The following is a 15148-nucleotide window of genomic DNA, read 5'->3' as shown; positions in this document are numbered from 1 at the left end:
ATCTTTTGTATGACGAGACGCAAGTTCTGATTTTAAAGACATCATTCAAATTGTTATAGCAGGTACATATACGATCATTATGGTCTGTGCTGGCCTGCTGTAAACAGAAAAATTGCTTAACTGATCAGGATATTTTTTTCTATTTCCACTAATTCAACAGGTATTCTTGGTATACCCACTTTTCCATCGGTTGGAAAAGGTTCAATCCGGCCCGTGCGGATGAAACCGAGGCGTACATACCATTCTATCAGTTCGGAACGTACGTCAATTACAGTAGCTGTCAGGGTTGTACAGTTGTTGTTTATTGCATGGTCTTCTGCATAGGTAAGTAATGACTTTCCTATTCCGCTTCCCTGTGCCGATGGGGATACAGTCAGCATTCCAAAATACATTTTGGAATGCTCTGTTTCCAGATAAATTGCCCCGACTATTTTATTTGTCTTTTCATCAGTATACTTAAAGATGACTGCGTTTTCTTTATTCATCTGCGCGGTCAGCATTTCTTCATCTATCCGCAGGCCGTCTAAAAGGTCGGCTTCAGTTGTCCACCCCATCTGGGTTGTTTTGCCGCGGTAGGTGAGATTCACCAGCTCATATAATTCAGGTATATCTGTAATAATTGCTTTGCTAATAGTCATTGTGTAATAATTTCTTTACAAAGATAGGGACTTTTGCTCCGCTGAAAAAATACGCAGATAAGGGGATTGTTTTTTTCCGTATAAATGTTATGAAAATCTGAGAATGATGCCTGATTTGATCTGAGGCACCCTGTATGTGCGTGTTCTGTTGTTTGTTTTGGATGTTCAGCTTAAAGTATATAAATTCAAAAATTCGGTTTGCTCTTTTATTTTGATTTTTCGTACATTTAATTAGTCTGCTTGAGTGATTTAAGTGTCTTTACTCTGAATCAGCCTGAAAATTGAATAAAATAAACAGGATACTGCTGTTTATGTGGGTGCTGGAGCTGGATTTGTCCATTTATTATTAATTATAATATGAAAAGAAGAGAACTTGTTAAAAGTTTAGCAGCACTGCCGCTGGCAGGAGGTATTATCGGCAGTGGATTATCTGTATTTGCAGCAGAGAAGCCATCAGTACCGACGCGTGATTTTTTTAAGGAACTGGGTGTAACTCCTGTTATTAATGCAGCTGCAACGATGACATTTTTATCAGGTTCGTTAATGCTCCCTGAGGTAATGGATGCCATTAATTCTACCAGTCACCATTTTGCCAATATGTACGAGTTACAGGATAAAGTAGGCGCCAAGATTGCTGAAATGCTTCATGTTGAAGCAGCGATGGTAACTTCCGGAGCAGCCTGTGCCATGTTGCTTGGAACAGCAGCTTGTATAACTGGTACAGATGCGCAAAAGATCAAAATGCTTCCGAACCTTCCGGGTGAACGTAAAGAGGTAATCATCCAGAAGTCTCACCGTTACTTATTTGATCAGGCAATCACCACTACCGGTGCAAAACTGATCGAGGTAGAAGGTGCGGAAGAAATGGATAAAGCATTTAATTCCAATACCGTGATGGCTTTGTTTTTCAATGCAGGTGAACCTGGAAAAAATCCGATCAGCCATGAAAAATTTATAGAACTTGCCAAAAAACATAATATTCCGTCATTTATTGATGCAGCAGCAGATGTTCCACCGGTAGAGAACTTATTCAGGTTCCAGAAGATGGGTTTTGATTTGGTTACATTCTCTGGTGGAAAAATGATAAGAGGCCCTCAGAGTGCCGGTGTGTTATTCGGCCGTAAAGACCTGATCGAGGCAGCAAGGCTGAACCATAGCCCTAATGAAGCGCCTATCGGACGGCCAATGAAGGTGAATAAAGAAGAAATGTTTGGTATGTATGCCGCATTGAAAGCATATATTGAAAAAGACCATAAGAAAGAATGGCAGGACTGGCTTGACCGTGCAGCACGCATGAATAAAGCGTTTGAAACAGTTCCTACGGTAAAGTCAAAAACTGTGGTTAGCCCCGGACCTGCAAACGCATTCCCCGGACTTGAAGTGACCTGGGACCAGGCAAAAATTAAGATCACCGTTGATGAAGTTAAAACTGCTTTAAAGGAAGGTACACCTAGTATTGTAATCAACGGTGATAAAAGTGCATTGCATGTGGGTATCGTATTGCTGACTCCTGCAGAAGTTGACATTGTAGTTAACCGTGTGAAGGAAGTATTACTTAAAACTGTTTAAAATTATCTAGCCAAATTTTACTGTGAACAAATTTAATATCTATAAGCTGGCCCTGGGTTTAGCGGCTTTGTGTGTGCTCATCACTATAATACTTCATTTTACTACCGGTCTGGCTCAGGCAGGACCGGTAATAATTGCGTTTTTCATCCTGCTGGCCATTGGCTTCAGAGGTTTTCCGCACTTAAAGGGTTTTGCTTATACAGTAGTGATCTTCGCGGCTGTGACAACGGCGCTGTATTATCCTACCCATTTCGTGGAATTCAATGGTTTCAAATTTGCGGTGTTAATTACACCACTGATCCAGGTAATCATGTTTGGAATGGGTACGTCTATGAGTGTGCGCGACTTCGTCGGGGTTGTTAAAATGCCAAAAGGCGTATTTATCGGTGTTTTCAGCCACTTCCTGATCATGCCGCTCCTTGGCTTTACACTTGCAAATCTAAGCGGGTTTCAGCCTGAGATCGCAGCAGGCATCATCCTGATCGGCTGCTCGCCAAATGGAATGGCATCTAATGTGATTTCATACCTCGCAAAAGCTAATCTGGCCTTGTCAATTACGATCACGGCAGTTTCTACGCTGCTGGCGCCTTTACTGACACCCGTATTGATGAAACTGCTTGCCGGAGCTTTTATCCAGATCAATGTGAGCAGTATGATGCTTGATATTACCAAGATGGTGATCATACCTATTGCTGCCGGACTGATCGTGAATAGAATATTAAAAGGCCGGGACAAATGGCTGGAAACCATAATGCCATTAATATCGATGTCCGGAATTGCATTTATCATTGTGATCATTACTGCCGCCGGACATGACAGCCTGATGGATATCGGTTTTAAACTGATACTGATCGTGCTTGTCCATAACCTGCTGGGGTACACATTAGGATACTGGTCTGGCCGCTTATTCAAAATGAAGGAGCGGGACTGCCGTACCATGGCAATTGAGGTAGGCATGCAAAATGGCGGACTCGCATCGGGACTGGCCAAGGCAATGGGTAAAATGGCTACAGTAGGACTGGCACCGGCAGTATTCGGGCCTCTAATGAACGTAACGGGGTCAATCCTGGCCTCTTACTGGCACCGTAAACCGATCACAGATGAGGTGATTGAAGAAGAAGTAGTAGCAATAACGTAAGTTGAAGGAGTAGCAATAACGTAAGTTAATGCACTCAGATCTTCTTTAAAAATGGAATGGTCCTTTAAGGCTGCCTGCCGCTGAACGTGCCGGAGGTCTTAAAGGACCATTTGTTTTATTTTTCCTGGCCCCGGAGGGGTGTAAATTGATTTCAACCGAAGATGCGGTTATTTATGCATTACTCCACCATAGCCGGCAGAGGTTCCAGGTCTTTAAGTTCCTCTTCCGTAAACAACCGGGAGTCTATAAAAAAGCCGACGTCCAGAACGGATTCCAGTGAAAAACTCGCGGCTCTGCCCTCCATTGCATCGAGGGTTAGCTGTGTATGTTTCCAATATTCAAACTGGTCTCCTGCCATATAAAACCTGCAACCTTCAATCTCTCCTATACATACATCATTGGAGCCAACGAGGAATCCGCCTTTCTCAAAGCAATGCGGATAGGAGCCCTCGCAGCAGCCTCCGCTTTGGTGGAACATCAATTCTCCGTATTCTTCTTTCAGTTTAGCGATTACGTGCCTGGCTTTTTCTGTAGTCAGGATTCTTTTGGTTGCCATAGTTATCAGGGTGTTAAAAAAATCCCATTTTATTTTTATCATAGGAGATCAGCATATTTTTAGTGCTGCGGTAATGATCAAGCATCATTTTATGGTTCTCCCTGCCAAAGCCTGATTTCTTATAACCGCCGAATGGCGCATGGGCAGGGTAGGTATGGTATTGGTTTACCCAAATCCGCCCTGCCTGTATTGCCCGCGGAACCTGGTATAGTTCATGGGCATCACGTGTCCACACACCGGCCCCCAATCCGTAAAGCGTGTCATTCGCTATTTCTATCGCCTCTTCTACGGTCTTAAAAGTGGTGACACATACTACAGGGCCAAATATTTCCTCCTGGAAAATCCGCATTTTATTGTGGCCTTTCAGGATCGTGGGCTCGATATAATAACCGCCCTCCAGTTCACCTTCAAGGTGGTTCGCTGCCCCGCCTGTCAGTACTTCTGCTCCTTCTTCTTTTCCTGTTTTCAGATAGGAAAGTATCTTTTGATATTGTTCATTGGAAGTTTGTGCGCCCATCATGCTCGTCCTGTCCAGGGGGTGCAGGGTTCTGATGGCCTTTGTGCGTTCGATTACTCTGGCGATGAACTTGTCATAGATACTTTCCTGGATCAGCAGTCTCGAAGGGCAGGTACAGACCTCTCCCTGGTTCAGGGCAAACATCACAGCCCCTTCAACAGCTTTGTCAAAAAACTCGTCATCGTGGTCCGCTACAGAGGCAAAGAATATGTTGGGTGATTTGCCGCCCAGCTCCATGGTGGAGGGGATGATGTTCTCTGCGGCATACTGCATGATTAACCTGCCCGAGGTGGTACTTCCGGTGAAGGCAACTTTAGCAATGCGGGATGAGGTGGCAAGTGGTTTCCCCACTTCAATTCCATATCCGTTTACGATATTCAATACTCCGGGAGGAAGAATGTCACCGATCAGCTCCATTAAGATGATGATGGATACCGGTGTTTGTTCCGCAGGTTTAACTACGGTACAGCAACCCGCTGCAAGTGCCGGGGCTATTTTCCAGGTGGCCATCAGCAGGGGGAAGTTCCAGGGGATGATCTGTGCAACCACACCGATTGGCTCATGCAGCGCAATGCTGACGGTATGTTCATCATGTTCGGAAATGGAACCTTCGTCACCGCGGATCACCCCGGCAAAGTACCTGAAGTGGTCTACCACCAATGGCAGGTCGGCCGCCAGTGTTTCCCTGATGGCTTTACCATTTTCAATTGTTTCTACGGTAGCGAGAAATTCCAGATTATCTTCTATTTTTTGCGCAACTTTCAGCAGGATATTGCTCCGGTAAACCGCTGAACTTTTACTCCAGATCTTAAAAGCCTCATGTGCTGCGTCAAGTGCGAGTTCTACATCTTCTTTACCTGACCTTGCGGCTTTGGTAAATACCTTGCCGTCGATTGGTGAAATGTTGTCAAAATATATGCCTTTTACAGGCGGTACAAATTTGCCGCCGATAAAGTTGTCGTACTGTGTTTTAAATACAGGTTTTTGAACTTGGTTTTCCATGTTTATATTATTTGGTTGATACAAACATAATATCAAAACATAGTGTTCAGATAGTATAATTCTTTCATTTAATAGCATTATTGTTGCAGTTGACAGAAGCTTACGTAAAAACATTATATTTGAATAAGACGTTATTCTAACCAAATCGTATTTCAATGCAGCACACCTTAGATGCCTTCGGCCTGAGTAAGCCTGAATGTTTACAAACTCTTGTAGAAAACAGGACTTCTTACACACTTCAGAGCTGCGAGCTCAACGTTTTTGAAACCTATTCACCATCTTATAATGTCCCGCTTACGTTTAGTGATGTTGTAATTACGAGTATGCTGAGGGGTAAAAAAGTAATGCACCTGTTTGATAAAAACGGCTTTGATTACCTTCCGGGACAAACGGTGATCGTTCCGGCTGCGCTTACGATGAAGATAGACTTTCCGGAAGCAACCACTGAAAGCCCTACACAGTGTATTGCCCTGGCAATCGATAACGATCAGATCTGCAAAACGATCAGTTATCTGAACGAGTTTTTTCCTAAAACAGATACAGGCGGCAAATGGAGCCTGAATTTCAACGAATATCATTTTTACAATTGCGAAGAGCTGGCCCAGCTGATGGACAAAGTCATCAGGATCTGTTCCGGAGGATCCAAAACAAAAGATATCTTCGCTGATCTTACCTTAAAGGAACTGCTGGTGAGAATCATGCAGCGCCAGAATCTGAAGGTGCTTGGACAGGACGATTCACAGGCCGGTCACAATTCACTGGCTTATGTGATCAGTTATATTAAAAATAATCTGGGTGAAAAAATCAGTGCGGAAACGTTAAGTAACAAAGCCTGTATGAGTAAAGCTACTTTTTACAGGTTATTTAAACGTGAACTTGGCATTAGCCCCAATGATTTTATCCTTTCGGAGAAGATCACCCGGGCCAAGCAGCTACTTAGTGATCCTTATATAAAAGTTGCTGTAGTGGGTTATCAGCTTGGGTTTAGTGATGCCAATTACTTTATCCGGGCTTTTAAAAAACTGGCAGGTATGACTCCTGGTAATTACCAGTTACAGGTCAGAAATCCACACCTGTGAAATAGGAGGTTTACTGCTTTTCCATTTTCACCTTCGTCTGGTCTCCTTTTCCTGCTGCCTTGTTGCCATCCTGGGCACAGGCAAAACCTATAGATGCTGTATTTTCTATACCTAAAATTATTTTCTTTCCTCCAATTCAAACAGATTCGCTGAATTTCGCTGTTTAAGCCCTTTTTTTAAAACATTTTTTATGAATAACATCATATTAAAGGATTAGATCTTATTTTGATAACAATATTTTAATATTAGCTATTGTAATTTATTTAAATAAATATTAAATTAGATAACAATATATTGTTTTAAATTAAATATTCGAATCATATTATTTGATAAATTATTGTTATTAATTTGTTTCATTACAAATGATTATTTAAATCCTTAATTTTATAACTATTATTCATTAAAAGATCATGAAAAAAAACTACTTGTTAGCAGTTGCCCTGGCAATTGTATCTATAGGCCTGCATGCGCAGACGCCTGTAGCTGTTGGCGCCGGAAGTTATGCTTCCTTTCCTCCTCTCTCAAAGCTGAGTGAAGAGCGAAAAAATTTTATTTTCAATAAAACACTGTATGTGGCCGATGAAAAGAAAAAACAGGGTATTCCAACCAACGACTGGTGGACAGACCTGCTCGTGAACAGTAAAAATGCCGGGTCGCTATGGGCTACGCCGCTTGTGGTAGATCCTGAGCCGAACGGCATCAAAATTGAATTTCCAAATAAGATGATCGTAGATGGCGGAAGTTTTAACATGGAGCATGGGGGTAACATGATGATTCTGGCGGAAGGTTATACTCCTGACAAGGCCATTGCTAAAAACTGGTCTGACTGGGGTTTGGTAATGTCTATGCCGGATAGTGTTCACGGGAAAAATATAGACGTGACAATGGCGCATGGCGTACCTTTTGCCTGGGTAGAATTACATGGCGTCAACCCTGAGCTTGCGTTTGAACGTGGTGTCTCCTTTACCAGGGCAGATGGATCGGCTGTTCAGTTTCCTGTTAAAGAATCTTTTGTTGCCCAGACAGATGGCCGTAGTTTCGGAATTCACCTGGATGGAAAAAGCACTGGTGAAGTGCAGGGACAGCAATTTGTGGTATTGGACCTGGGAGCGGTACAGAATATTTCGCAAATGAAACTCACCTGGGAAGCTGCTTTTGCCAAGGGGTATACTGTACAGGTTTCAACCGATAGCCTGACCTGGAGAAACGCCTATACAGAGGCGAACGGTGACGGAGGTCTGGATGATTTTAAGCTTACCGCATCGGGCAGGTATGTGAAGCTCAATTTTGGTGCTAAGGGAAGTACTTTTGGTTATTCCCTTTTTGAGCTGCAGGTATACAACGGCAGCACCCTGATTTCTCAGGGTAAGCCGGTATATGCCACATCTACTCAGGACCCCTGGTTTATAACAGGTATCAACGACGGGGATTTTGGCTCCCGCTGGGGATCTGATCTGAATGCGAAGGAAAAACTTGTGCTGAACACCGGCGGAGGGGACGCCTTTTTTGTTGTTTCGGCATTGCCTGAAGCAAAAGATCTGACCGAATATGAAACCTATGCTTTTAACAAAGTTACGGATACGAAATTTGATTATGATTATAATGTAGCCCGCGGAAAGGTAAGTGTAAACTGGAAGGTTACCACAAAAAACCTGAAGGGGCAGGCCGCAGGAAATACACTGCAGGGCTTCCTGCCGCATTTATATGCGGATGCAGCGAATAATATTGCTTTTACTTCCCATACGTATATCAGTAATAAAGGTAATATTAAAACGGCAGTTGGCAATACCTTCGCTTTTACGTATGATTTTAATGGGATTCTGCCCAGTTATACTGCGCCTTTCAGTAATAAGAGTGATAAAAATCCATATAACGCAGGCGTTATGTTTGACCTGATCGGCAAATTCGCTAAAAAGAATGATGTTGGCGGAGATACTTACTGGGATGGAAAAAACCTGGTTAACCTGGCAAAATATACCCTGATGGCTAAGGAAACGAATCACCAGGCCTATGACGTAATTAAAGCAAAAACCAGGAGCAGGCTTGTGGACTGGTTAACCTATACAGTGGGAGAAAATAATCGTTTCTACGCACACTACGATCATTGGGGGGCCTTTATCGGCTTTGATGAATCTTATGATTCTGGAGAATTTAATGACAGCCATTTTCACTGCGGATACCTTATCCATGCCTGCGCACTTTATGGAATGGTAGATCCTGAATTCCTTACACAATATAAGGACATGATCCGGCTGATCGCCAAGGAATATGCAAACTGGGACAGAAAGGATACTACACTGCCATTCTTCAGAACGCTTGACCCATGGATGGGCCATAGTTATGCTGGTGGCCTGAGTTCTGGAAATGGTAACAACCAGGAATCATCTTCGGAATCGATGCAATCATGGCTGGGCCTGTTCCTGCTGGGAGATATGATTGGTGATAATGATATGCTTAAAGCCGGTGCTTTTGGATATACCACTGAGGCTTACGGTACACTTGAATATTGGTTTGACTGGAAAAAAAGAATCTTTCCAAGTGGCTATAAGTATAATATGGTAGCTATGGTTTGGAACGGGGGCTCTGCGCATGGAACATACTTCGGAGGCCAGGCTGAATTTGTGCACGGAATTCAATATCTGCCTATCGCGCCGGGGTTCAGTTACATGGCGCGCGATACCACCTGGGCTAAACAGGAATACAGTGATTTATTGACAGAAGCTGCCGCAGAGCAGGGGCAGCCAAGCGAAAGGTTTTTTGGGATTGACTGGGCAAATGTTGCACTCGGCTTCAAACAGCTTTCTGACCCGCAGTATGTAGCTGCCTATATCGATGAAAACCTGAAACTGCCTGTTACGGATTCAACTTATATCATGAAGGATGTCACAGGAGGAATTACTTATTATTATACGCATGCAGATCAGAACCTGGGTCATTTCTCTTTTAATTACCATACTGATTTTCCTTCGAGCAGTACATTTGAGAAAAACGGGAAATTTACACATGCAGTAGCCTATAACCCTACGGGAAGTAATAAGCGCTGTACGATCTATGACGCAGGCGGTAACGTTTTTGACTCGTTTAATGTACCTGCTTATACGCTGATCACTTACCCTTCCCTGCCAGTAACGGGGCAGCAGCCTGAAGGCTGTTACGGTGTGTCTGCTGTAAGTGCAACGGCTTCATCTGGTAACGCCGCAGCGGCAGTGGACGGTGACCCTGGTTCGCGCTGGGAAAGTAATTTTGATAATGATCAGTATCTGATAGTTGATATGGGAGTGCCGACAAAGGTTAATAAGCTTACTATTTCCTGGGAAGATGCATCTGCAAAATCGTATAACATCCTGGGATCAGTTGATTCTGTAAAATGGGACACCGTCGCAGTGAAAATCAATCTGGCACCGGGTGAACATGGTCGCGTAGATATGATTGACAGTATTGGTAAAACATACCGTTACCTGAAAATGGATGGCAAAGAAAGGAACACACCATATGGTTATTCTATTTTTGAATTTGAAGTTTGTGGCGTTGTTGCAGATACCATCGCCGCCGCCGGCGCTGTGCCGCTTGAAAAAGGCTTCGGGTCAGGCAACAGGCTGCAAAAAGCCGGATGGAAAATGAATCCTGACAGCCTGAGACTGGACGCTGTAAATATCCTTACACCTAATGGCGATGGCGTAAATGACCTCTGGGTGGTAAATAACATTGATCAGTATCCGAATAATATGGTTAAGATCTTTGATCAGGCGGGCAAGTTACTGTATAACAAAAAGGGGTATGCTAACGATTGGGATGGCAATTACAACGGAGCTGCTCTTCCTGAAGGAACCTACTATTATGTCTTCTCTTATGGGAATGGCAAAGGGCAAAAAAGAGGATTCATCACTATTATCCGACAAAAATAATTGCCCATAAATCTAAATAATGAGACACCTTACCTTAACTTTTATCTTTGTATTCCTTTACCTGTGCATCGCTGTGCAGGTAAAGGCACAAAGAAACCCACTGGGCAGCCAGTTTTTTAACAACCCCTATATCATTAACCCGGCAATGGCAGGTTCCGAACAGGGACTGCGGCTGAACGGAGCCTTCCGAAGGCAAAAGGATGCTGCTCCCGGAGGACCGCAAACCCAGAACCTCACTGCAGAATATGGCTTTGGAAAAGCGGGTGCCGGTTTAAACCTGAACAATGACAGGGCAGGCCTGCTTCGTGAAACCCGCATTATGGCAACTTATGCCTATCACCTGCCGCTTGATGGGGCAGACCAGTATCTCCATTTCGGTGTTTCTGCCGGACTGCGCAGCCAGCGCATCGATGTAGGTGACCTCAGCGGGGATGTCGGTGATATATTGATTGGGCAGTATAACGACCGTCAGAACTATTTTGACGGTGATTTTGGAACATCTTATACATCAGGCAGCCTTACTGTGCAGGCTGCTGTTCTTAACCTTAAGCATTTCTTTAAAAAGGACGTGATAGAGATTAACGGCCGCGAGACTTTTTATACGGCAGTTTCCTACCGCATTTACCTTACGGCCGCGGGCAGTGCAGATTTTACGCCCCTGGTTGCTTATAGGGGAGCGGACAAAGCAGATAATATCTGGGATGCCGGCGGACAGTTATCCCTGGCTGACAGGCGGGTATTTCTGAGTGCCCTTTACCACAGCAATGACATTGCTACATTCGGTATTGGGTTGAATTATCTGGGTAAATACCTGATCAGCGGACTGTATAATGTAAATACAGCAGGCTTAAATGAAAATACAAACGGAAGCTTTGAGATTGGATTCGGAGTGAAATTCTAGTCCCGGACTTTGTTGCAAATCCGCCGTTAAAGTATTGGATTTCTCTTTAGCACTTTTTACTTCATTAAATAATTAACCATACAAAACCTAAAATCATGAAGAATCAATTTAAAAATTCAGAAAAAATCCGCTTAAGCAGATTCGTCCTGCTGGCTCTTGCAGGTGTGTTGAGCTTTTCGTCCTGTAAGAAGTCAGATGAGTTGTCCCGGTCTGCCGACGGGACGGGTATTGCTTCCAAATCACAGAGCAAACTTTTAGGCATTATCGTTTTTCCCTTCGGTGATTATACTATAAATTTCAAAGATGATGTGCCTGGTGGTTTTAGTACGGCAATACGTGATCAGATGGTCAATACATTTTTTGCTGTTTACCCCAAGTTATCCAACCGCTTTAATACCAATGCCGCTAAAACCGTAACGATCTGGATGAATCCGGATTTTACAGGAGTTGCTCAGGCCGGAGGAACACAGATAGAGATTAATCCGGCTTATATGAGTAGTCACCCTAAAGACGTTGATGTTGTTGTTCATGAAGGCATGCATATTGTGCAGGCATATAAAGGCGGTGTACCCGGGTGGCTGACAGAAGGCATAGCAGATTATGTAAGGTACAAATATGGTATTTATAATGATGAGAATGGATGGAAAATGCAGCCTTACCGCCCGGATCAGTCTTATACTGCGGGTTATGGTACTACTGCCACCTTTTTAGTGTGGTTAGAGCAGCATTATTCAGCTACTATTGTAGACCAGCTCAATACGATTAGCCGCAATGGTCAGTATACATCGGCCACCTGGGTGAATATCACCGGTAAAACTGTAGATCAGTTATGGAGCGAATATGGGCAGAATCCAACGATTACCGGCCTGGATGTAACTACTGGGGCGGTATTGACGGTAAGCAGGGAAAATGGTTCAGGAGCAGGGAGTACTGAAGGTTCATTAAAGCTGATTGACAACAGTGCTGACACTAAGTTTTTTATTGATAGTTTTCCTTCCGGACTTACACTAAAGCTAACCCTTCCTCAACTCAAAATCGTCACCTCATATCGCCTTACATCCGGAAATGATTTTCCTGACCGCGATCCGAAAAGCTGGACGCTTCATGGTTCGAATGATAACAGTAACTGGACTCAGCTGGACAGCCAAACCAATCAGGTTTTCACTTCAAGGAAACAGGAAAAGACATATTCTTTTTCCAATTTAACCGCCTATAAGTATTATAGAATAAGTGTGTCTGCTAATAACGGCAGTGCCGGCTTCCAATTGGCGGAGTGGCGTGTAATCAAAAGGCCTCTCTAAGTTTTAATGTAATTGAATAACAACACTGGTCTTATCAATACAGAAGCCTTCCTGTATTGATAAGACCAGTGTTGTTATTGGTGCAGGAGTTTTAGGCAAAATGATTATATTTCAATCAAATTGGTAATGTAAAATACTTATAATTTTATATATGAAATTAAAGCGAATAGCTGGCTGTGTGTTTCAGCTCCTGTGCTTCATAGGACTAACTACGCAGGTCTTTGCGCAAGCGGTGATTATACCTGTAGAGACCGCTAACAACGCCATGGTACTTTCCGTTGGGCAAAAAAAGGACCTCAGCATTATCTTCTTTGGTAGAAAGCTGGCAAGCCCTGCGGAATACGAACTCATTCAGGGGGCATACAAGGAAAACAATGACGTAAATGATGAGCTGAACGCTGCCTATACTCCCTCCGGATCACGGAGTCTCATGGAGCCGGCAATTATTGTAACACATGCGGATGGCAATAACTCACTGGATTTGCGGTACGTTAGTCACAAGGTGACCAAACCGGCAGATGATATCAGCCTTTTAAGTATTCGCCTGAAAGATCCGGTTTACAATTTTGAAGTGACGCTGTTCTACAAATCTTATTACAAGGAAGATGTGATAGAACAATGGAGCGAGATCAGGCATACTGAAAAGGGTGTGGTTACACTCCATAAATTTGCTTCGGCAAATCTTTATTTAAAGGCAGACGGCTATTGGTTAAACCAATACCATGGCAACTGGGCCAGAGAAATGCAGCCTGAAGAATCGAAACTGACGCATGGGATTAAAACCCTCGACACCAAATTAGGAACAAGGGCCAATTTGTTCCAGCCCTCTATGTTTATGATCTCACTAAATAAACCTGCAACTGAAGACGAGGGAAGTGTACTGTATGGTGCAATGGAATGGAGCGGCAATTTCCGGATAGACCTGGAACTGGACTATCTGGATAACCTGCGCATTATTGCAGGGATGAATAATTATGTATCCCCTTATCCGCTTCCATCTGGTGAAACTTTTAGTACTCCCGCTTTCCTTTATACCTTTTCCGACAAAGGGAAAGGAGAGGCAAGCCGTAAACTGCAAAGCTGGGCACGTAATTATAAGCTGCTGGATGGTAAAGGTACCCGTCTGACGCTGCTCAACAACTGGGAATCTACCTATTTCGATTTCAATGAAAGTAAACTTGCCGACCTGCTGAAAGATACCAAAAAGCTGGGCGTAGACCTGTTTCTGCTGGATGACGGATGGTTTGGAAACAAATATCCGCGTAATGATGACCATGCCGGGCTTGGCGACTGGCAGGAGAATAAAAGTAAACTGCCAAATGGCATTTCTTCGCTGGTTAAAGAAGCAGGAAGTAACGGTGTCAAATTTGGAATATGGATAGAGCCGGAAATGGTAAACCCTAAAAGCGAACTCTATGAAAAACATCCCGACTGGGTCATTAAACAACCCAAAAGAGAAGAGACGTATTTCAGGAACCAGCTGGTGCTGGATCTCAGTAATCCTAAGGTGCAGGATTTTGTATATGGAATTGTTGACCAGCTGTTTATAAAAAATCCTGACCTCGCTTATATCAAATGGGACTGTAATGCGGTGATCTACAATGCCTGGTCTGCCCACCTGAAGAACCAGTCGCAATTCTATATAGAATATGTAAAAGGCCTGTACCAGGTGCTGGCAAAACTGAGGGCAAAATATCCAAAGGTACCAATGATGTTATGTTCCGGGGGCGGGGGCAGGGTAGATTATGCAGCACTGCAATATTTTACGGAGTTCTGGCCGAGCGATAATACCGATCCGCTGGAGCGAATCTTCATGCAATGGGAGTATTCGTATTTCTATCCGGCAATCAGCAGCGCCAACCATGTGACCGATTGGGGCAAACAGCCTGTTAAATACCGTACCGATGTAGCAATGATGGGTAAGCTGGGTTTTGATATCGTAGTGAGTAAGCTGAATGAGAACGATCTTGCTTTTTGTCAAAATGCGATCAAAGCGTATAACTCCATGAAACAGGTTATCTGGCAGGGCGACCAGTACAGGCTGTCGAATCCAAGGGAAAGCAGTGTGGCCGCTGTTCTTTACCTGGATCAGGCCAAATCCTCCGGGGTTATTTTTAATTACCTGGTAAATAACCGGTACGATGAAGGAAGTAAGCGTCCTATTTTGCTGAAGGGACTGGATGCCGAGAAAAAATACAGGCTCAAAGAAGTAAATTTGTATCCCGGTACAAAATCGACTATTGATGCTGAGAAGATCTACACAGGCGACTTTTTAATGAAGATAGGTTTTAATCCTGATGTGAATGCCCGCAGGTCCAGTGTGGTCCTGCAAATTGAAGGCCTGTAACGGCTCATGTTATAAATGTGCGGCTGAATATTTCCTGTAAATTAATTTTAGCTTCCCTGCCGGCGTTCTTTACTGGTAGGGGAGCTTCTTTTAAGGCCTGTCTGTAATCTGACCTGCAGATAAATGTTTTTAGGTGTGCTAAACCCTTTAGCGGCCGCTGTTTCCTTCCCTGCTTTGCTATAATTAGGTTGCTGA

General features: G+C 43.7%; 10 protein-coding genes. 7 read left to right on the top strand and 3 right to left on the bottom strand.

The window, feature by feature from the left end; genetic code table 11:
- Window positions 1-116 precede the first annotated feature (116 nt).
- Window positions 117-638: a GNAT family N-acetyltransferase gene (locus BLW16_RS17155; protein ID WP_090558868.1), complete on the bottom strand. Its 522-nt coding sequence runs from the start codon at window positions 636-638 to the stop codon at window positions 117-119.
- 357 nt (window positions 639-995) lie between these two features.
- Between BLW16_RS17155 and BLW16_RS17150 the strand changes: the two genes are divergently transcribed.
- Both BLW16_RS17150 and BLW16_RS17145 read left to right on the top strand, forming a co-directional pair.
- Window positions 996-2207, top strand: coding sequence for an aminotransferase class V-fold PLP-dependent enzyme (locus BLW16_RS17150; protein WP_090558866.1), 1212 nt, complete (start codon window positions 996-998; stop codon window positions 2205-2207).
- 22 nt (window positions 2208-2229) lie between these two features.
- The gene (locus BLW16_RS17145) at window positions 2230-3345 is read left to right on the top strand and encodes a bile acid:sodium symporter family protein (protein WP_090558864.1); all 1116 of its coding nucleotides are present in this window, start codon (window positions 2230-2232) and stop codon (window positions 3343-3345) included.
- Window positions 3346-3523: 178 nt separating this feature from the next.
- On the opposite strand, the gene BLW16_RS17140 is transcribed toward BLW16_RS17145, so the two are convergent.
- Entirely contained in the window at window positions 3524-3901 is a 378-nt protein-coding gene (locus BLW16_RS17140) for a DUF779 domain-containing protein (protein WP_090558954.1), read from the bottom strand.
- A gap of 13 nt (window positions 3902-3914) precedes the next feature.
- Window positions 3915-5420 (bottom strand): aldehyde dehydrogenase family protein, encoded by a 1506-nt coding sequence (locus tag BLW16_RS17135; protein WP_090558862.1) that lies wholly within the window; start codon window positions 5418-5420, stop codon window positions 3915-3917.
- A 155-nt stretch (window positions 5421-5575) separates the two neighbouring features.
- Between BLW16_RS17135 and BLW16_RS17130 the strand changes: the two genes are divergently transcribed.
- The 5 genes from BLW16_RS17130 (at window position 5576) to BLW16_RS17110 (ending at window position 14953) form a co-directional block, all read left to right on the top strand.
- Window positions 5576-6499, top strand: a complete 924-nt coding sequence (locus BLW16_RS17130) for an AraC family transcriptional regulator (RefSeq protein ID WP_090558860.1) — start codon at window positions 5576-5578, stop codon at window positions 6497-6499.
- Window positions 6500-6909: 410 nt separating this feature from the next.
- Window positions 6910-10404 carry a glycosyl hydrolase gene (locus BLW16_RS17125; protein ID WP_090558858.1) on the top strand — a complete coding sequence of 1165 codons (3495 nt, stop codon included), beginning with the start codon at window positions 6910-6912 and terminating at the stop codon, window positions 10402-10404.
- Window positions 10405-10423: 19 nt separating this feature from the next.
- Window positions 10424-11305 carry a PorP/SprF family type IX secretion system membrane protein gene (locus tag BLW16_RS17120; protein ID WP_090558856.1) on the top strand — a complete coding sequence of 294 codons (882 nt, stop codon included), beginning with the start codon at window positions 10424-10426 and terminating at the stop codon, window positions 11303-11305.
- Window positions 11306-11400: 95 nt separating this feature from the next.
- Window positions 11401-12606, top strand: coding sequence for a basic secretory protein-like protein (locus BLW16_RS17115; RefSeq protein ID WP_090558855.1), 1206 nt, complete (start codon window positions 11401-11403; stop codon window positions 12604-12606).
- Between the two features lie 151 nt (window positions 12607-12757).
- Window positions 12758-14953, top strand: coding sequence for an alpha-galactosidase (locus BLW16_RS17110; protein WP_090558853.1), 2196 nt, complete (start codon window positions 12758-12760; stop codon window positions 14951-14953).
- The last annotated feature ends 195 nt before the right edge of the window (window positions 14954-15148 follow it).

This window comes from Pedobacter hartonius (genome assembly GCF_900107535.1).
GTDB lineage: Bacteria > Bacteroidota > Bacteroidia > Sphingobacteriales > Sphingobacteriaceae > Pedobacter > Pedobacter hartonius.
Note: the sequence above shows the minus strand (reverse complement) of the source record. Positions and strands in the feature narration are given on the sequence as shown.